19 protein-coding genes are annotated in these 17,747 nt (G+C 45.3%); 6 read left to right on the forward strand and 13 right to left on the reverse strand.

The window, feature by feature from the left end:
• Positions 1-1,795, reverse strand: a 1,795-nt coding sequence (locus ACLGGO_RS26825) for a tetratricopeptide repeat protein (RefSeq protein WP_446421578.1), incomplete at its 3' end; no start/stop codon positions are given.
• A 385-nt stretch (positions 1,796-2,180) separates the two neighbouring features.
• On the opposite strand from ACLGGO_RS26825, the gene ACLGGO_RS26830 reads away from it, so the two are divergent.
• Together ACLGGO_RS26830 and ACLGGO_RS26835 are read left to right on the forward strand one after the other, a co-directional pair.
• Positions 2,181-2,387: a hypothetical protein gene (locus ACLGGO_RS26830; protein WP_446421579.1), complete on the forward strand. Its 207-nt coding sequence runs from the start codon at positions 2,181-2,183 to the stop codon at positions 2,385-2,387.
• 434 nt (positions 2,388-2,821) lie between these two features.
• Complete coding sequence (locus tag ACLGGO_RS26835) at positions 2,822-3,280, forward strand: dTDP-4-dehydrorhamnose 3,5-epimerase (protein WP_446421580.1); 459 nt, start codon at positions 2,822-2,824, stop codon at positions 3,278-3,280.
• A 250-nt stretch (positions 3,281-3,530) separates the two neighbouring features.
• Here ACLGGO_RS26835 and ACLGGO_RS26840 read toward each other — a convergent pair whose 3' ends face one another.
• Positions 3,531-4,904, reverse strand: a complete 1,374-nt coding sequence (locus tag ACLGGO_RS26840) for a cytochrome P450 (RefSeq protein WP_446337026.1) — start codon at positions 4,902-4,904, stop codon at positions 3,531-3,533.
• A 131-nt stretch (positions 4,905-5,035) separates the two neighbouring features.
• On the opposite strand from ACLGGO_RS26840, the gene ACLGGO_RS26845 reads away from it, so the two are divergent.
• Both ACLGGO_RS26845 and ACLGGO_RS26850 read left to right on the forward strand, forming a co-directional pair.
• Positions 5,036-5,662 (forward strand): restriction endonuclease subunit R, encoded by a 627-nt coding sequence (locus ACLGGO_RS26845; protein WP_446421581.1) that lies wholly within the window; start codon positions 5,036-5,038, stop codon positions 5,660-5,662.
• Positions 5,663-5,708: 46 nt separating this feature from the next.
• Positions 5,709-5,987 carry a hypothetical protein gene (locus tag ACLGGO_RS26850; RefSeq protein ID WP_446421582.1) on the forward strand — a complete coding sequence of 93 codons (279 nt, stop codon included), beginning with the start codon at positions 5,709-5,711 and terminating at the stop codon, positions 5,985-5,987.
• An 88-nt stretch (positions 5,988-6,075) separates the two neighbouring features.
• Here ACLGGO_RS26850 and ACLGGO_RS26855 read toward each other — a convergent pair whose 3' ends face one another.
• The 9 genes from ACLGGO_RS26855 to ACLGGO_RS26895 all read right to left on the reverse strand — a co-directional run bounded on the left by ACLGGO_RS26855 (position 6,076) and on the right by ACLGGO_RS26895 (position 11,910).
• A complete protein-coding gene (locus ACLGGO_RS26855) occupies positions 6,076-6,879 on the reverse strand; it encodes a M48 family metallopeptidase (RefSeq protein WP_446421583.1) in 804 nt (267 codons plus the stop codon).
• Positions 6,872-7,018, reverse strand: a complete 147-nt coding sequence (locus ACLGGO_RS26860) for a hypothetical protein (protein WP_446421584.1) — start codon at positions 7,016-7,018, stop codon at positions 6,872-6,874. The genes ACLGGO_RS26855 and ACLGGO_RS26860 overlap by 8 nt, the downstream gene beginning before the upstream one ends.
• Positions 7,015-7,419 (reverse strand): hypothetical protein, encoded by a 405-nt coding sequence (locus ACLGGO_RS26865; RefSeq protein ID WP_446421585.1) that lies wholly within the window; start codon positions 7,417-7,419, stop codon positions 7,015-7,017. The genes ACLGGO_RS26860 and ACLGGO_RS26865 overlap by 4 nt, the downstream gene beginning before the upstream one ends.
• A gap of 47 nt (positions 7,420-7,466) precedes the next feature.
• The gene (locus ACLGGO_RS26870; protein WP_446337031.1) at positions 7,467-8,165 is read right to left on the reverse strand and encodes a TIGR00266 family protein; all 699 of its coding nucleotides are present in this window, start codon (positions 8,163-8,165) and stop codon (positions 7,467-7,469) included.
• Between the two features lie 90 nt (positions 8,166-8,255).
• Positions 8,256-8,933: a TIGR00266 family protein gene (locus tag ACLGGO_RS26875; RefSeq protein ID WP_446421586.1), complete on the reverse strand. Its 678-nt coding sequence runs from the start codon at positions 8,931-8,933 to the stop codon at positions 8,256-8,258.
• Between the two features lie 24 nt (positions 8,934-8,957).
• Complete coding sequence (locus tag ACLGGO_RS26880; RefSeq protein WP_446337033.1) at positions 8,958-9,620, reverse strand: TIGR00266 family protein; 663 nt, start codon at positions 9,618-9,620, stop codon at positions 8,958-8,960.
• Positions 9,621-9,782: 162 nt separating this feature from the next.
• Positions 9,783-10,811, reverse strand: coding sequence for a serine/threonine protein kinase (locus ACLGGO_RS26885; RefSeq protein ID WP_446421587.1), 1,029 nt, complete (start codon positions 10,809-10,811; stop codon positions 9,783-9,785).
• Between the two features lie 341 nt (positions 10,812-11,152).
• Positions 11,153-11,365 (reverse strand): helix-turn-helix transcriptional regulator, encoded by a 213-nt coding sequence (locus tag ACLGGO_RS26890; RefSeq protein WP_446421588.1) that lies wholly within the window; start codon positions 11,363-11,365, stop codon positions 11,153-11,155.
• A gap of 323 nt (positions 11,366-11,688) precedes the next feature.
• A complete protein-coding gene (locus tag ACLGGO_RS26895) occupies positions 11,689-11,910 on the reverse strand; it encodes a helix-turn-helix domain-containing protein (protein WP_044210723.1) in 222 nt (73 codons plus the stop codon).
• Between the two features lie 120 nt (positions 11,911-12,030).
• Between ACLGGO_RS26895 and ACLGGO_RS26900 the strand changes: the two genes are divergently transcribed.
• Positions 12,031-12,468: a hypothetical protein gene (locus tag ACLGGO_RS26900; RefSeq protein WP_446421589.1), complete on the forward strand. Its 438-nt coding sequence runs from the start codon at positions 12,031-12,033 to the stop codon at positions 12,466-12,468.
• 225 nt (positions 12,469-12,693) lie between these two features.
• Positions 12,694-14,484 (forward strand): translational GTPase TypA, encoded by a 1,791-nt coding sequence (typA, locus tag ACLGGO_RS26905; RefSeq protein WP_446421590.1) that lies wholly within the window; start codon positions 12,694-12,696, stop codon positions 14,482-14,484.
• Positions 14,485-15,682: 1,198 nt separating this feature from the next.
• Here the strand turns inward: typA and ACLGGO_RS26910 are convergent.
• Both ACLGGO_RS26910 and ACLGGO_RS26915 read right to left on the reverse strand, forming a co-directional pair.
• Positions 15,683-15,949 carry a toll/interleukin-1 receptor domain-containing protein gene (locus ACLGGO_RS26910; protein WP_446421591.1) on the reverse strand — a complete coding sequence of 89 codons (267 nt, stop codon included), beginning with the start codon at positions 15,947-15,949 and terminating at the stop codon, positions 15,683-15,685.
• A gap of 217 nt (positions 15,950-16,166) precedes the next feature.
• Positions 16,167-17,738 carry a CHAT domain-containing protein gene (locus ACLGGO_RS26915; RefSeq protein WP_446421592.1) on the reverse strand — a complete coding sequence of 524 codons (1,572 nt, stop codon included), beginning with the start codon at positions 17,736-17,738 and terminating at the stop codon, positions 16,167-16,169.
• Between the last annotated feature and the right edge of the window lie 9 nt (positions 17,739-17,747).

Below are 17,747 nucleotides of genomic sequence, written 5' to 3' on the forward strand. Positions count from 1 at the left end.
TAGGGTCAAGCTCAATTACTTTGTCGTAGGAGACCAAGGCTTCCTGATAACGCTCTAGATTGTTTAGCACCCCACCTAGTATTAGCACCCCACCTCGTAGTCCCCAAGCTGGTGCATAATTAGGGTTAAGCTCAATGGCTTTTTCGTAGGACACTAAGGCTTCCTCGTAGCGTTCGAGTTTATATAGCACCCCACCTCGTATAACCCAAGCTGGTGCATCATTAGGGTTAAGCTCAATTGCTTTGTCATAAGATACTAGAGCTTCTTCATACCGTTTAAGATGGCTCAAGCAGAATCCCCGTTTAAACCAATCCTCTGCTTGACCGCGAATTGTCACCAGTTTCTCGGTTAGTTCTAAAGCAGTAACATAATCTTCCTTCTCAAAACAATTCTCATACTCCTGCAAACAGGCGGCGATGCGAGGATTTTCATCTTCATTGTCCATCGCCTGGAGTGCATACAGAATATATTCTCGTTCTAGAACAGCATCAGAGGAGAGTGGTTTTAGGGGTTGTTGATACTGGAGATAATTATCTTTGCCTAAATCATCAAAAACTCTATTATTCCTAAATTCTGCAACCGTTAATCCTACTCGCTGTAACAATTCTTCCTTCGTATACCAAATCCGTAAAAAATCGACAAATAACTGTATCGGTTTCCCCCGTTGCTTCTTCACCTCCAGACAAAAGCGCATCAACGGTTCCCGCATCTCATAAAAAGACTCCCGCCCGATCGCGTCAGATATAACATACCCTTTCTCCCGCAAATCCTTAAGCTGACTGGATGTGGTTTGATGCGTCAGAAAACAGCGCTGGGCAATTTCTTTGACTGGAACCCCATGGCGGCGATCGCACAAAAATTCAACTATCTTCCGTTGCTGCGGCGAAAGAGACGCCATCCGCGCCTGATAATAGGGGGTCAAATCATCCAGCATCCGCATAAACGGTTCCACTAATTTATCCAGAGACTGGCGGGTAAGGAACTCTGAGAAAATCACATAAACCCGGTGATTTCCCCCAGCCAGATGATGAACCGCCTGGATGCGATCGCGTCCCCTTGGCTGTCGGATAAACGACTCTAATTCGCGATCGCCTCTAACTCTGGCAATATTGGCTAATAATTGTATCGCTTCCTCAACCGTTAAATCTTCTAAGTGATTAATGTGGAAAAACTCATAAAACGGCGATTTCTCTTTTTTTACCTCATCGAATAAACTCTGGGAGGTTGCCAGAATTGTACAGCAAGGATTCTCTTGCAAAAAAGCATGGAGTTGTTTTTGTCCTTTTTTACCCAACCCAGAAAAGATATCATCCAGGTTTTCTATAAGTAGGAGTAAGCTATTCTCTCCGATGATTTCCTTTAATAATTCTGCCCCAGCCTGTTCCGCCTCATCCGGCGACAATTCATAAAGTGATTCAACCCGCTTAATTAACCCTTCTCGTCCCCCCTTTACCTGGATTTTGGCAAAATCTCCATCATTCTCCTGAAGCGCCCGAAATATCCGCAACAACAAATCCAGAAACGATGTAACGCCCCATTCTTCTTCTCGTAACCAGGCGATTAACAGGCGATTCTGCAACGCTTCCCGCTTGCGAATCCGGTGATACACCAACGAGACTAAATGGGTTTTGCCAATACCCCGTGATCCAATTAGCAAAGTGTGATGCGGCGACGGCGTAAGCACACTATCGCTAATGCGTTCCACAATATCCTCGGCTAACTGATGACGCTGCACAAAGATGGCTTCTAAATCTTCATGCTGCATCAAACTGGGAGTAAAACGAGATACTTTCATATTACTAACCCCCTCGATAACCACCTCAATAGGGCGGTTGAAACCGCAACTACACAAACGAAACCCGCCTTCGCGGGTTCAAGATCTGAGTTCATGAATTGCTCCTCCTCACACCGTCGTCTAACCTGGATGTTTTTATTGTATGTCATCTTTGACTTACTATTTTATAAAATACGGTAAATTTATTGTATATTTTTTAGAGGGCGTGTTATCCTTGCCATATAAGCAATTGAGCGCCCCTAGCTCGAACTAGAGACGCTCTCGATTGCTTACAAATTCAGTTGAGCGACTGGCTGACACCCATGACGCTCTTTAATTTGTTTACTCGTTGTTTATGGTCTCGAAAGACCAAAGGATACCCATGCGTAATAGGAACAGTATACCCATGTCCAATAATAACAAAGAACAGGTCATCCTAGTTACAGCGACTCCCCCTGATCCGCCTCTACCCCCTGAATCCGGGAATATCAGTTCCCTGATGGTGTATGGCGGAGTAGCGGTTGCGGTAATTCTGGCAATGGCGTATTTCTCTCAAATTCAGCTTAATTCAATTGCTGAGTTGCTCAAAACGGTAAAAAAGCCAAGGAAATAGGTCAAACCTTTACCAATTCTCGTTTCCAGGCTTTAGCTGGAAAATGCTCCTTGAGCGACTGGAGCCGCTACTCACGGAAGGCAGAGCCTCCCAATGAGCATTCATTCCTAGGCAGAGCCTAGGAACGAGGCTAACAAGCCCAGGAAATAGGTCAAACTGTCTTACTGTTCCCCTCTTGCTCCCCTCTTGCTCCCCTCTCCCAAGGTTGGGAGAGGGGCTGGGGGTGAGGGCTGGCTTGGGAGAGGGGCTGAGGGTGAGGGTTATAGCGTCACCTACAGATGGTGGTTCAACGGTAAAGCCAAGGTATGCGATCGCGCGCGTAAGACCTCAACGCCGAATATCATGATTTTGCACACTTTGTCAATTTAGTAACAAAACTTTAATATAGTTACCCTCTACTCTAGAAATAGAGATAAAAAAGAGGGATAGTAATCATGGGCTTAATCAACAACATCGAAGTTCGTCCCTTGGAATCGGTCAAAGGCGGAACAGTCGATTTTTACACCCCCCAATCGAGTGACGAAACCATGCTGGTGCAGATTCCACCTGCTACCATGGAAGACCTATTTGTTCACCGATTTCAAACCGATCAACTTTTAGTGGTGCGGGGAAGTGTTGTGCTGGTGGTGCTAAGAAATCGCCAGTATGAATATATTCCTCTAATTGACACCCAGCCAACAGTGGTAAAAATCCCGCCAGGTATTCTTCATAGTGCAATTAATCTCAGTTCCGAAACTTGTGTGGTAGTGAATGCTGTCTTGCGTCACGGTACACCCCATGAACGGGATTATCAACCGATCAAACCACCGTTCCCTTACGATTTAGAATTAGCTAAAGCTAAGTTAAGAGAAGTTAATTGTTCGGCTAACAGCCAATTATTACCAGTAAGTTAATTAAAAGGTTGCTCAATTCAGCCGGGAATTATTAACAGATTGGATTAAACCATCACAGGTGTTTTCTGAGTCCGAAACTGCGTGACTTTCATCCGCATTGTTGGCGGAGGAGCAACAGTTAAACCTCGACGAGTTGGCTTGAGCGAACGCTGATCTGCCAAGGTTAGTTCACAGCTAGATATAATCTTTGCTAACATCTCCTGGGTAGCAGAACGGACATAAAAATGATATGTCAGTTTTAGCGAAGGAGCTAAACAATCGCTGGGGCTTTCTGTTGCCGACGTTGCTTGAGAACCATTCGCAGGTTGCCAGGAGGCGCGATCGTTAAACCTCGACGCATCGGTTTCACCGGACGATTATCGGTTAGTGCGAGTTCAAATTGTGACAAAATAGTCGCCAGCACCAGCTTCATTTCCAATAGTGCCAATGCTGAACCAATACAGCGGCGGTTACTTCCACCAAAGGGAAAATACTCGTAAGGGGAATATTGCCGTTCTAGAAAACGTTCTGGTTTAAACTGCTTTGGTTCGGGATAGATATCTTCCCGATGATGGACTAAATAAATAGAAGGCATAAATGCTGTACCCGCTTCAAATTGATATCCGATGATTTCCATAGGTGACTTGAGAATCCGAATGAAGGTACTTGGAGCAATGGGATAAATTCGCAGGGTTTCTTGACAGACGGCTGTCAGATAGGGAAGCCGAGAAATTGCCATTGGATCACCCTCTGCATCCAACGTTTCTAATTCCTCAAGCAATTTCTGACGCACATCTGGCAGATAATGAATCCAATACAACGCCCAAACCAGTGCAGAAGCCGTAGTTTCATGACCGGCAATCAGAAGAGTCATTAACTGATCATGTAATTCCTCATCCGTCATCGGCTCACCCGCTTCATCTCGCGCCCATAGGAGTAATGTTAAGATATCTGTGCCAGACCCATCACCTTGCTCCCGACGTTCGCGAATCTCATCAAAAATCAGTTGTTTGATCTGCTGCTTTAACTGCAAAAAATGCCCCCATGGACTCCAAGAACCCCAATCCTGTCGCAACCAAGGGAAAAACAGCAGAGTGGAACTCAGGGGAGAGTCAAAGGATGCTAGGAGGGTACTCAGCAGATGTCTAAGTTTGATGTAACGTTCTCCGTGATCCAAGCCAAACACGGCTTGTAAAATCACCCGCAGGGTAATCTCTTGGGTATAGGTACGAATGATCAACGGTTGACCCACTGTCCATTCTGCCGTTACCGTTTCCGTAATATCGCAAATAAGCTGACTATACTCTCGCAAGCGATCGCCATGAAAGGGAGGCATCAGCAGGCGGCGTTGGCGCTGATGGGGTTCACCATCTAACATCAGCAGTGAGTTATCCCCGACTAAATAGCGTAATACCCCATTTCCTCGACCCGATTCAAATAACTCTGGATCAGCCGTAAAAATCTCTTTAATTGCCTGGGGATTGCTGACATAGACAAAGGGAGGAGCCTTATCCCCGCCAATTTTGAACATATCTCCATACCGTTGAGCATAATCCTCTAGGTAGTCCAAGGGACGAAAAATCAGCTTAATTATCCGGAAAATTCTGAGAAATCGGGGTGTGCGCGGACCTGTGAGTGGTTTCATGGGGTTTTGCTCTTAGCGGCTACTCTTTTTATCTTGCCTAATTTTTCCCGATACGTTGCTCTAAAATTATCAAATTAAGTTATTCTACTTATATCTTAGGCAACCGCTAGGACAAGTCAAGAGCGGCACCAATGACTCAAACTGTTCAGGCTTCCACTATCCAAATCGATGAATTAGAATCGAGTTTTGGTTTACAAGAAATCGTCGATCATCAATTTTTTCGGGAATGGCAAGATAATTTACCAGAAATTGGTGCATGGGAAAAAGAATCATTAGATAGACTGAAAGCCGGATATCTGAATTTACTCAAGAAACCTCCATTCGCCGAAAATGCGATCAGAATGGCGGTTCTTCATCCCTTGCTATTCATCGCTGGATTTTATCTATCGCCGTTTACTGTAAAACCGGAAAAATCAATCACCATTGCTTTAAACGATGGAGATGGCTTAATTATCGAAGGACGCATTGATGTTTTAGTTTTTAAAGAGCAGTTTTGGTTAATGGTAATTGAAACGAAACGGGCAGGAATTAGTTTAGAAGCGGGAATTGCTCAACTCTTGGCTTATATGCTAGGAACACCTAATCCGGAAAAAGCTGTATTTGGTCTGTTAACAAATGGGGGTCATTTCGTGTTTGCCAAATTGGTTCACGGAGAAACCCCTCAGTACGCTTTATCAGATGAGTTTGTGCTGCGCCGACGGGAGAATGAGTTGTATCGTGTCTTAATCATCCTGAAACATTTGGCTCAATTAATTTAACCCGTTAGACTGAAATCAGGTATACCTTACCCACCCGACGTAAAATATGATCAGAATTACACTTGAACTTTCATCCGAAGTGGAAGCGAAACTAAGGGAAAGCCTTGTCCGTCATGACGCTACAGAGATGCGCCAATTATTAGCTGAAGCTTTTTCTCCCACAGTGGAAAGGTTGCTAAAGCAAGCATCCGAACCATCACCATCAAATGATGAGTTTGAGTTCATCGCCGATCAGTTAGCGGAGGAATTTGCCGCTTGTGTTGGATCTGATGCACCAATTTTATCTGATTATGCTGTGAGTCGTGCAGGTATTTATTCAAATTGATGTACTTTGAATTAAATATCATAAACCCGATCAATATCTTTTTCTTAATCTAAACCATCAACTTTAATTTTGTCCGACTACTCATTGTTCATTTCAAGGTTTTTGGCAAAGGCGATCGCGTCCCTATTTCATACCCCCACTTTTTAATCAAACGCTCCAACTCTTCCACCCGCTTTTTGGGTGCTGGATGGGTTGACACAAAGGCAAAATTAGCTCCCGGTTTCTCACTCATGCGCTCAAAAAAGTCTGTGGCTCCCGCGACATGTCCGTAAGTGTCATCTAATAACATTAAGCCAAACGCATCCGCTTCCTTTTCCTGAGACTGAGAATACTGCGATCGCGCAATTGTCTCCACCGCCGCCGAAGCCACTGATTGCAAGGCTCCCACGTCCCCAATAAAATAGGCTAAGGCTACCCGTACCACCAAGACTCGTCCTAAACCCCGCAGGTGATCTCGGTGAGCAAAATGACCCAATTCATGGGCTAATACCATCATCAATTCATTCTCAGACTCCATCTGTTCCAGTAAACCCTGATAAATGACAATAGCATCTCCGGGTAACGCCATAGCATTCACCGTAGACTCTGGCAAATACAGCACCTGATAATCCCGCCTGTTTTGCTGTTCGGCGGGAAGTTCCTGTTCCAAACGATCTAATAATTGGTTCAGGGTATCTTGAGTCGGGGACGGTTTAGCTTGTTTCTCATAAACTGGCACAATTACCGCACCCAATTTTTGCTCCACACTGGGCGGAATCATCCCAATTAAACCATTTACCAGAAGATTTAATAGCCAGAGAACAGCCACAATAAATCCAATAAATAGCCCCAATAAAATTAGGAGTTGGCGATTACCCGGCGGGGGATTGCGATTCGTTGGAGCATTAGACATGGACATTTTTAATCAACGTTTGCTCCATTTCCAAAACTCCCAGAACATATTTCTGTAAACTACGACAGTAACCGCATTGGTTGCCAGCTTGGGTGCGAATTTTGTCCCGCAGTGCTTCCGATATCCAGCCTGTATTCATGAATTTAAAGGTTCTCGCAAGCCTCGCTGAACTGCCTCGCGCAATGCCTGAGCTTTAAGTAATAGTTTCTCTTGATAAACTTGCATCAAAGCCCACAGTTGGGAACGTTCAGCATCAGTCAGTGTTCCCGCCTGTTGATTATAAAGCAATTCGCTTAAACGTTGGTCTTGTTCAGATTCCATCTGTAATTCAGTTAAAGCGATAACCTCCTGATTAGAAAGCGTAGGCACTGACACCCTTTCTTGACTCTCAGTTGATACAGTATTAGGCGTCAGCGGAGAGAAAGAAAGGGCAATCACTTGCGCCAAAACATCAGCTACATTGCGGTTTGTCAATTGGGCAAAGTATTCGGCTTTCTGGTATATATCATCTGACAAGGTTAAGGTAATTTGAGTGGTCATTCTTTTTCAGATTTATTTCACACTTGATGATTTTCTTTTTGAAAGTATTAGTTATTACTCTTCGTCGGGCGGAAGGGATTTAAGAAATTAATCAAACTATAGAGTTCTCTCGACTGCACCCATAAACGCCCTTCTCCATTAAACCGACAAACTAATCCTTCCCCCCCTAAAAGTCCCGTTCTTAATCCACGAAACGATAAACCGCCCAACATTTCTACGTTGTAATTTAACGTATCTTCAAATGCCACAATGTAACTGGTATCTACCACATAATCCCCAGCCACGGGAATTTCTATAATCGCCCCATAAGAACTAAACCAAATATCCCCTGTCCCAGTTGCCCGAATTAAAAACAATGATTCGCCACTAAAAAAGCCTTTAAACCCTTGAAACTTGGTATCTATCTCTACCGTGGGACTGGCGGCGACAAATCCAGAGGATTGAATCATTAAGCCATTCCCTTGCAAGTAATAATGACAAATATCTCCCGGTACTCCGGGCGAAACATACAACTCTCCTGATTTGCCTTCAGCCGTAAACTCACTAATAAAAAAAGACTCACCACTCACCATTCGCCCAAGTCCTTTCATTAAGCCACCCTTAGCCCTGGACTTCATTTTTATACAAGTATCCATTGCTGCCATAGCACCGGATTCAACTAAAACCGTTTCATTGGTTTTCAAGTTAAGAACCAAAGAAGCATAAGACGGTGAATGCTCTATTTTATAGGAGATTTGATGACTCATGATAATTTATCCTTGATTTATTTTTCCCACCACTTCAGTCCACTTACAGTTAAGTAAGGGACGATACTGAACTTAAATATTTTACTGTGTTCATCGCGGCGGTAGTTGAGAACCCACCTGATGACCAAAAGCACCAGGATTGTGAGTTTGGCAATAGAGGTTTCCTTGTCCTTTAAATCGACAAACCAGTCCTTCTCCGCCCAAAAAGGCACTCAGCAAACTCGATCCGGCTTTGGTAATATCAAAAGTCAGGCTTTTTTCAAAGGCGACAATATGACCAGTGTCCACAACATATTCTCCATTGACAGGCACTTTATAAATTCCGCCAAATGAAGTTAACAACACAACCCCATAGCCGCTAAGACTCAACCAAAAAATGGATTCACCTGAAAACAGAGATTTAAACCCTTGAAAGCCGAGATCAATATCAACTCCTGACTCGCTAGCCAAATAGGATGTCGCCTGAACCACTAACTCTTTACCCTTCATCTCATAGAGGAGAAGATCACCCATAAGTTTAGGCGCGAGAAAGACTTCACCCCCCGCCCTTGGTGAACGGAAAACACTTAAAAATAGCGATTCCCCCGCCACCATTCGTTTGAGTCCGCCCAAAATACCGCCACCCTTTCCCTGGCGCAATGTGGTACTCGCATTAATGGAACCATTCATGGCAATCATGCAGCCAGCTTGCGCCACTAATTCTTCATTAGCGTCCAGAACAACACGCGCGATCGCACTATCTGGTTGATGCAACAGTTCAATATTCATTGTGGAAAAATTTGGAGTTTTATATTAACGCAATTTTGGTTGCAAATAGCTGACTAAACCACTAATACTGCGAGACTGGAGATAAATTTCTCCTGTACCCGTGAGTCGATTAATGAATCCTTCGCCAGAAGTCATTGAACCAAATAAACCGCCCGCCAAGCCAACATTCATGCGAATCGTCGGTTCATAAGCAACTAAATGACCCGTATCGACAATAAAATCACCGTTAACCCGCTTTTTCGTCAATCCACCATAGGCACCAAAAAATACCTTACCCTGACCCTTAACTTGAAGTTTGAATAACCCTTCTCCAGAAAACCAACTCTTCAAACCCGCCCACCGCACACTTAGTTTGACGCCAGAGGTATGGCAAATATAAGCACCGGGTTGAAAGCAAAAGGAACGTCCGCCCAAGTCCACACCAACAATGTCGCCAATGGTGGACTGAGTGAGAACTAAGGTTAAGGGTTGTTGCGTTTTATTATGAAATGTATTAACAAATAACGATTCTCCCCCAAAGAACTTTTTGAGTAAGCCTGAGATAAAACCACCCGAAAACTCCGTCTTCACGGTGAGTCTACCATCCATACTGGTCATCGCACCTGCTTGGGCTGTGATTCTGTCACCGGGATTGAGTGTCAGGAAAATAGCGGCAAATGCTGGCTTGTAGCGAATTTCATAGTCCACTGCCAAATCTCCTACAACGTAGAGATATTATTTAGTTTGACAGTAATGGTGCCAATGTCCAGATTTCTTAAAAAAAATAAACCCTGGTTAAAAAAATATAACGGCAAAGGGATTGGCGTGAGGTATGACCCTTCATCCTTGACATAAGACGGAGGACAGCCGTTAAACGTTTGACCAAAATGTCATTGGGTAAACGCTACTCACTGGCGTATGAATCACGGAGGAGACTGGTGTTTGCACTGGTGTGGGTTGTTGAGGGATTGATGCAGGTTTAAACAAGAACCAAGCCGCAATTAGACCTAACACACCAACGACGGCGGCGATCGCAGCAATCCAGATCAGGGGAGACTTCTGGCGTTTTGCTCCAGGGATTTGGCGCTGCAATCCCAGTAAATCTAGCCATTCCTGTATGGTTTGCGGGCGTTCATCAACCTGTAGCGCCATACCGATGAGGATCACTTCATTGGTGCGATCGCTAATTTGTTCATTGATCTGTTTTGGCGGAATTAATCGCGCTTTAGACAGACAGCGATCCATTGCCGTTGGCGGAATTTCTCCCGTAACTAAAAAGTATAGCGTTGCGGCTAATGAATAAACATCCGTATAAGCTCCTAGGGGAGTTTCTACATTATAAAGCTCTAGGGCATCAAACCCATCGGCTGTATGAGTATCAACCGTTGTTGATGCATCATTACATTCTCGCGCTAAGCCAAAATCAATTAACACTGCTTCTGATTGACCCGTTCGTAACCGAATATTACTTGGCTTTACATCCCGATGGATTAACCCCGCCTCGTGAATCACTTTCAGCGCTTCGCCAATTTGTTGGATATAAAGCAGCGCTTCTGATTCTGGCAAACCTTTTTGGCCATGGCGGGCTAAATCGACACCATCGAGATACTCCATAACCATGCCAACCTGGTGTCCTTCGACCAACGGTTCTTTAACTTGCACCAGATTAGGATGTCGGCATTTTACTAGCTTTACAGCTTCGCACAAAAAGGTTTCCTGAATCTGATCGACTTCCGGTTGGCTGAAGTCGTGGATCAACTGATCACTCAGGGTTTTGATCACCCATTGATTTTTCTTGCGATCGCTAGCCAGATAGGTAACGCTAAATTGTCCGCGTTTTAATTCTTTTTCCAGAATATAATTGTTGCCATGCAACTTCTGTCCAGAAGACCAAGTCATTGCTCAAAATTCATGATACATATCATCGATTTTGGCATAGTCTGAAGAGAATGTGGGATGAATTGCCCAGGACTTAGATTATCGACTAGCGGCAAAATGATAATTTATTAATCGGAGAATAATTCCGCTCTTTTGCTTTGAGATTGGGGTCGCGATCGCCCTTGTCCAAATTATCCTAGTTTGACAGACTAGCCCTCGCTTATTTAACCACATATAAACGTAAGTTTTTTCGGGCTTCTACATCAAATCTTAATCCCACTTCCATGTTTTAGCTTTTCTCCCAAATTAGCCATTTTTAAGCGATCGCGTCTTGCCTTTACCTACATTCCTTTCCCAATCAGTTACTCACGTTTGCTGTCTGACTCTGGGGCATCATTAAAACTAGGAAGTTCCTCTAAAGGACATTGTAAGATGCTACATAAAGCCTGTGTCTGACGAATCGTGAGTCGAGGTTCAAATCTGCCAGCTTCCCAGTTGCTGACAGTCTGATCCGTGACGCCTACCGCATCCGCTACCTGTTTCTGAGTTAGTCCCAACCGTTTTCTTAGCTTCATCAGCTTACTCCCTGAACTCATCGCCTCCTGATTGCCTTAACTGTAAATTAATTTATCTAAGTAGACAAAACCCTAAATTTGTTTGTAATATAGGGTCGATGCCGAATGCCCAATTTGTGGTGATGTTTAATCCGGGTCTACCACCAGAGTATCAACCGAACTCACGCTAGCACGTCGGTGGAAAGAGCGCACGGGGCGTGCGCCCCTACGTTTTCCGGGTGTGAAGCTCATCAATAAAATATTCCTCAAATCCTTACATAAACGTAACTTGCTTCTTTTCGGAAGCGAGTATAACAAATGACGAATGACAAATGACAAATGACTTACTCCTTCACAATCTCAAACAAATCCTCAATTAATACATCAAATGTCCGTGCCAACTTCAGCAGCGCCCCAATATCCACCATCGTCATTCCTGGCGATCGCGCGTAGGTTTTGATGGTACTATAGGGAACTCCAGACCGTTCAGCGACATCCAGCAACGTCCAGTTCTCCCTAGCCGCTAGTTCCCTAATCCGCAACCGAACTCGTTCACCTCTTGACATAAAGTTTAAATTTCGTCTACATTAAGCAAATTAAAAGCGATCGCACCTAAGTTTACGAAGCCAAAGAGCGATCGCCGTATCTTATCAAAACACAACCCCATTGTGTGGGGTGCATCTCTTATGTTATCAACACTTCATCTAAAATCAAGAGCCACTCATCCCTTACAACGGTTTGTTACCCCAGAAGCCATTGCGCTTCTGCTCAATCTCCATCCCGATGAGATTTATCGCATTGACTGCTGGCGATATGTAATCCACGTTGTTGGCAAGGGAATCAGTACTTTTGTGAGTTATGCTGATATCCCACCAATTTTAGGGGTAGACTCGCCCACTCTGAAAGATACCCTCTGTTGGCGCAGACGATGGCGCAAGAATCGGTACAAAGCACCGGACTTTTGGGCGACATTTTACCAGCAGAAGTTTCAGCAATCCCTATCTCTGTCAGAACTGTATCAATGGGGGGAGTTGGTGAACCGGATTCAATTTGGACTGTCTGGCGCAACCCTAGAATGGCTGCGAAGTATTTATATAGAGGAGAGAGAGTCATTCAACTTCTGAAACGAAGCCGGATATGGGATGAGGTTTCAGAAGTTCCACGCCTTACGTCTGAAACATGCACCGACACCCCGAAAAAGGGCGGGTTTAGTTCAGTTAGGGGTTATCTGCAAAACGTTATCGGTAAAACCCGCCCCTACAACCCGGCTCCCCTTTGAGTAAGCTACAATTATTAAGAAATCTATATTAAGAGATCTGACCTCTCCCAACTCATTGCCTAACGCCTCTATGACTCTTCCGATTCGCAACGTTGCCATTATTGCCCACGTCGATCACGGCAAAACCACCTTGGTTGACGCCCTACTCAAACAATCCGGTATCTTCCGTGAAGGGGAAGAGGTTCCCGATTGCGTTATGGACTCCAATGATTTGGAGCGAGAGCGGGGAATTACGATTCTGTCTAAAAATACAGCAGTTCACTATAAAGATATCTTAATCAATATTGTTGATACTCCCGGTCACGCCGATTTTGGTGGGGAAGTGGAACGGGTATTGGGTATGGTGGATGGTTGTATCTTAATTGTGGATGCCAATGAAGGACCGATGCCACAAACCCGGTTCGTCCTCAAAAAAGCCTTGGAAAAAGGACTGCGCCCGATTGTGGTGGTGAATAAAATTGACCGTCCTCAAGCTGATCCATACGGTGCTGTGGATAAAGTCCTCGATTTGTTTATTGAGTTGGGGGCGGATGATGATCAGTGTGAGTTTCCTTATCTGTTTGCGTCTGGGTTACAAGGGTACGCTAAAGACGATTTAGATGGCGAAGGGGTGGATATGCAACCCATGTTTGAAGCTATCCTGCGCCATGTCCCGCCGCCTGTGGGTGATGTAAGTAAACCTCTGCAATTGCAAGTCACGACGCTGGATTATTCGGATTATCTGGGTCGAATTGTGATTGGCAGAATCCATAATGGCACGATTAAAGCGGGTCAACAAGCGGCTTTGGTAACAGAAAATGGGGAAATTGTCAAGACTAAAATTAGTAAACTCATGGGGTTTGATGGACTCCAGCGGGTTGATTTAGAGGAAGCCTCGGCTGGAAATATTGTCGCCGTAGCGGGTTTTGCGAATGCTAATATCGGTGAGACGATTACCTGTCCTAATGAACCCCAAGCCTTGCCTTTAATTAAGGTTGATGAACCGACATTGCAGATGACGTTCTCGGTGAACGATTCGCCGTTTGCGGGTCAGGAAGGGGATTACGTCACATCACGGCAATTGCGCGATCGCTTGATGCGAGAATTAGAGACGAATGTGGCCCTGCGTGTGGATGAAACCGATTCTCCCGATAAATTCTTAGTCTCTGGGCGAGGGGAATTACACCTGGGTATCCTGATTGAAACCATGCGCCGGGAAGGGTATGAGTTTCAGGTGTCTCAGCCGCAAGTGATTTATCGGGAAGTGAAAGGTCAACCCTGCGAACCTTACGAAGTTTTGGCGCTAGACATTCCTGAAGAAGCCGTGGGTAGCTGTATTGAACGCTTGGGTCAGCGCAAGGGCGAAATGCAGAATATGCACGTTAGTGGTAATGGTCGCACTCAATTGGAATTTGTGATTCCCGCACGGGGTTTAATTGGCTTCCGGGGTGAATTTATGCGCCTGACTCGTGGTGATGGGATTATGAATCACAGTTTCTTGGATTATCGTCCGCTTTCAGGTGATGTGGAAACCCGCCGCAATGGGGTGATTATTGCCTTTGAGGAAGGGGTGGCGACATTCTATTCCTTGAAAAATGGCGAAGACCGAGGTGTATTCTTTATTACACCGGGGACGCGGGTTTATAAGGGGATGATTGTCGGCGAACACAACCGTCCTCAAGATTTGGATTTGAATGTTTGTAAGACTAAGCAGTTAACCAACCATCGTTCCGCCACCGGGGATGAATTGGTGCAGTTGCAAGCGCCAGCCGAGATGAGTTTGGAACGGGCGTTGGAATATATCGGACCCGAAGAATTGGTGGAAGTCACGCCGCAGTCGGTGCGGTTGCGGAAGGTGACGAAGAAGTTAGTCAGGCGTTAACGTAGGGGCGCACAGACGTGCATCCGTGTCAACTTAAGCTAATTCCCCTCACCCCCAGCCCCTCTCCATCCCCCCTAACCCCCCTTTGAAAGGGGGGAATAGGGAGAGGGGAGCAAAAGAATCCGGTTCCCTAACCCCAACTCCATCCCCCCTAGCCCTGCTTTGAAAGGGGGGGATAAAGGGGGGGAAGGGAGAAGGAGAACCAGAGGTGCCAGGGCACTTCTCTAAAGCCCTCACCCCAAAATTCACCCGTCATCCTTCCCAGTTCTCTCTACCTATTGGATGCATCCATGAGGACTGGACTTTGGACACAATGCTTATCAGCACTACATCTAGGGTCATAAGTAAAAACTATAGAATTTATCTAGATGCTTGTTGCCTTAATCGTCCGTTTGATGACCAAAGTTCTCACACTTAAGAGAAAAGTATTTAAAAGTGGGTCTGGGCATCTTACTCACTTTTAAAAGCTCGAATCCTACGCCCTAGAAATAGAGATCGTCATAGATGTAGTAGGTGGGAGAAGCCAGCAGCGTATACTTGTATCGCTGTCTGGAGTATGTCACCAAGCCAGCGCCGTTTATTGAGGGACGCGATCGCCTTTAGCCCGTTCCCCTGTTGGTACACTCAAGCTGTGGCTTTTGAATTGACTACCTTTGTGATGTTCTCTCCCGTTAAACGCTCCCACGTTATAACGGGAGCTTCACTGGGAAAGCCAAACCATTACAGAATAGCGATAGTGCAGGCTCCCTCGCGTTTTTATCGAGGGATGAAACTTAAGCATTGCGTTCAGCTATTCGCAACTTTATACCAAGTTGCAGTCTAAGGTAGAATCTGTCATGCTGAGCAAAACGCAGTGAAACCCTTCACTTCGTTCGAGGGCAGGCTCCGTGACGCGAAGCATCTGCCCAGATTCTGACGCTCGTTCCGACGCTCGTTTCTCGCTATCGCTTCGTTCTTCCTAGACATGATAGAACGCAACTTGGTATTAGTTGCTTTTCTTGTTAACTTTGGGTGCAAAAGTAACATAAAAAACAGAATTTGTAGGTGATTACAAGGAACAGTAGCGAAGCATCTGTCCAGATTCTGACGCTCGTTCCTCGCTATAGCTGCGCTTCACGCTTCGCTCAGAATGACATGATAGAACGCAACTCGGCATAAGTTTGGTTCGTTGATGAATTCACTAGAGTCTAGGTTGAACTCAAGGTAAATGTCTTGACAATTTTGCCGATATCTGATGCTTGATGCGGATACAGTTGGGCTGAGAGTTGACACTATCGGGGGAGAGAACCAGAACCAGAATACCTGCATTGGCTAATCCTTCTTCAAGTTTATCGGGTATTCTATCACCGGGGAGAATCTCCCATGCATCGTACCAAGCATCAATCCCTTCGCGGGTGCGTAAATCAGTTGCCAGACGCTCGACAAAGGGTTTGTCGATACTGCTATGACTAATAAACGCTTTCATTATTTTGTATTGTTAATATTGGGATTATTATTATAAACTCCTATTGAGGATTTACACACCATCCAGCTACCCTAAACCTGGTAGGGGCACGGCAATGCCGTGCCCCTGTTGCCAGCAAGAGGAGGCGATTGAAATCGCTGCTACACAAACAAAGCCTGCCTCCGCAGGCTCAATAGAGTCCGCGTAGGCGGACGCAAGTTTGTATAGCCCCAGACTTCTAGTCTGTGGGCGATTGGCTACTTTCACCAATTAACGTAAATGCTGCCCAATCCCGGAGATCTGGATATTTTTCCATTGTGGTTAACATGGCTTTTCGTAAGGCTTGGGCTTTGTCAGAATTTTGCTGTAAATTATAATAAAATTCCTGCATCAAAAAGGCGGTGGGTGAGTCAGGAATTGACCATAAAGAGACAATCACACTAGACGCCCCCGATGAAATTAAAGCACTAGATAAGCTAGCCAACCCATCCCCACTAATGCTACCTCGCCCCGTATTACAAGCACTGAGAACCACTAACTCCGCAGTAAGGTTTAAATCTAGGATTTCTTTTGCCGTTAGCCAGCCATTATCAGTATCCGTTGATGCCAGCGCGATCGCACTCTCCCATCCTTGCTGTTCATCAAATATACCATGAGTGGCTAAATGAATCACTCGTGAAGCCGACATCTGCGGCACAATCTCGGCTTTAGTCGCTACCTCTCCCGTAATTGCTTGGGTGTTCACCAGAGAAGCAATCGCCTTGGCTTCCTTTTCGGCGGCGGGTAAGGGCGAGAAGTCTCCAGGCATTGGGTTAGGATTTCCCACCACTAACCATTGTTGCAGAGATTCTGGAATATTAACCTGGCTTCGGCGGGTGATATCCAATACCATGATTGCTGGAGCGGTTAAAATTGTGTGTTTTTCCAGCAAATAGTTACCCGACTCATCTTGCAGAGGAGAAAAAGGAATCATCAACAGAGATTGTTGCGGAATAAAGATAACATGGGCGTTTGGATCAGTGGGCAATTTATCTGCGATCGGTTCAATTAAAACCTGATACAGTTGCATAAAAGGTCGAATCTTGCGCCGAGAACTACCAGTACCCCACTGGGAAGCGGCGAGGGATTGACGGATATTACTTACATAGTCGGTTAGGGTCGTTTTTTCTTCTTGCCAAAGTTGTGTGAGATTGCTCTGACGAAAGGTGATTTCCCCTGTCGGCTCAACCACCCAAATGAAGAGTTCTTCGGGTTGATTAGTTTCAGCCAAGGGATTGTCAATAATCGAATATTCTACCAGAGTCGCGTTTCGCTCTTTGGCAATCTGTTGAATCCGCTCAATTGTTGGTGGTGCGATGGGAGATGTAACACTTGAAATGTCCGGGGAACCCGCGAGCAATAATTCTCTAAACACCATTGCCCGACTCTGCTCAGACACTAAAAGAGCTTGATTAATTTTGCCCTGAGCAATTAATGATTTTTGCAATAGCTGATAAATTGCAACTTGTGTTTCTACTCGTTTTGATTGGGCATCATGGCTTTTATGATCAGGTGATGCAGATGCCAAAACCCGAATCCCTTCGCGCCAGATTTGCTCGGCGGCTTGGTATTGACCTTTTTTGTATAATCCCAATCCCAGATGATTTAAGGATTGCGCTATACCCACGCGATCGCGACTATCCTGATAAATGCTCAATGCTTGCTGGCTCGACTGTATCGCCCCATCCAATTCCTGCTGGCGCAACTGCTCAACCCCTTGTTTTAACCATCTCTCTGCCTCTGCTTTACGAGCATCAACTGAGAACGCCAACAGATGCGT

It is taken from the genome of Coleofasciculus sp. (assembly GCF_046565525.1).
GTDB lineage: Bacteria > Cyanobacteriota > Cyanobacteriia > Cyanobacteriales > Coleofasciculaceae > Coleofasciculus.

What these genes read in the sequence shown, in the direction of transcription:
- ACLGGO_RS26885 (WP_446421587.1), bottom strand. Translation starts at nt 10,811, where the DNA reads ATGACTTGGTCTTCTGGACAGAAGTTGCATGGCAACAATTATATTCTG.
- ACLGGO_RS26875 (WP_446421586.1), bottom strand. Translation starts at nt 8,933, where the DNA reads ATGAATATTGAACTGTTGCATCAACCAGATAGTGCGATCGCGCGTGTT.
- ACLGGO_RS26890 (WP_446421588.1), bottom strand. Translation starts at nt 11,365, where the DNA reads ATGAAGCTAAGAAAACGGTTGGGACTAACTCAGAAACAGGTAGCGGAT.
- ACLGGO_RS26850 (WP_446421582.1), top strand. Translation starts at nt 5,709, where the DNA reads ATGATCAGAATTACACTTGAACTTTCATCCGAAGTGGAAGCGAAACTA.
- ACLGGO_RS26830 (WP_446421579.1), top strand. Translation starts at nt 2,181, where the DNA reads ATGTCCAATAATAACAAAGAACAGGTCATCCTAGTTACAGCGACTCCC.
- ACLGGO_RS26895 (WP_044210723.1), bottom strand. Translation starts at nt 11,910, where the DNA reads ATGTCAAGAGGTGAACGAGTTCGGTTGCGGATTAGGGAACTAGCGGCT.
- ACLGGO_RS26845 (WP_446421581.1), top strand. Translation starts at nt 5,036, where the DNA reads ATGACTCAAACTGTTCAGGCTTCCACTATCCAAATCGATGAATTAGAA.
- ACLGGO_RS26910 (WP_446421591.1), bottom strand. Translation starts at nt 15,949, where the DNA reads ATGAAAGCGTTTATTAGTCATAGCAGTATCGACAAACCCTTTGTCGAG.
- ACLGGO_RS26865 (WP_446421585.1), bottom strand. Translation starts at nt 7,419, where the DNA reads ATGACCACTCAAATTACCTTAACCTTGTCAGATGATATATACCAGAAA.
- ACLGGO_RS26870 (WP_446337031.1), bottom strand. Translation starts at nt 8,165, where the DNA reads ATGAGTCATCAAATCTCCTATAAAATAGAGCATTCACCGTCTTATGCT.
- ACLGGO_RS26900 (WP_446421589.1), top strand. Translation starts at nt 12,031, where the DNA reads ATGTTATCAACACTTCATCTAAAATCAAGAGCCACTCATCCCTTACAA.
- ACLGGO_RS26835 (WP_446421580.1), top strand. Translation starts at nt 2,822, where the DNA reads ATGGGCTTAATCAACAACATCGAAGTTCGTCCCTTGGAATCGGTCAAA.
- ACLGGO_RS26860 (WP_446421584.1), bottom strand. Translation starts at nt 7,018, where the DNA reads ATGAATACAGGCTGGATATCGGAAGCACTGCGGGACAAAATTCGCACC.
- ACLGGO_RS26855 (WP_446421583.1), bottom strand. Translation starts at nt 6,879, where the DNA reads ATGTCTAATGCTCCAACGAATCGCAATCCCCCGCCGGGTAATCGCCAA.
- ACLGGO_RS26840 (WP_446337026.1), bottom strand. Translation starts at nt 4,904, where the DNA reads ATGAAACCACTCACAGGTCCGCGCACACCCCGATTTCTCAGAATTTTC.
- typA (WP_446421590.1), top strand. Translation starts at nt 12,694, where the DNA reads ATGACTCTTCCGATTCGCAACGTTGCCATTATTGCCCACGTCGATCAC.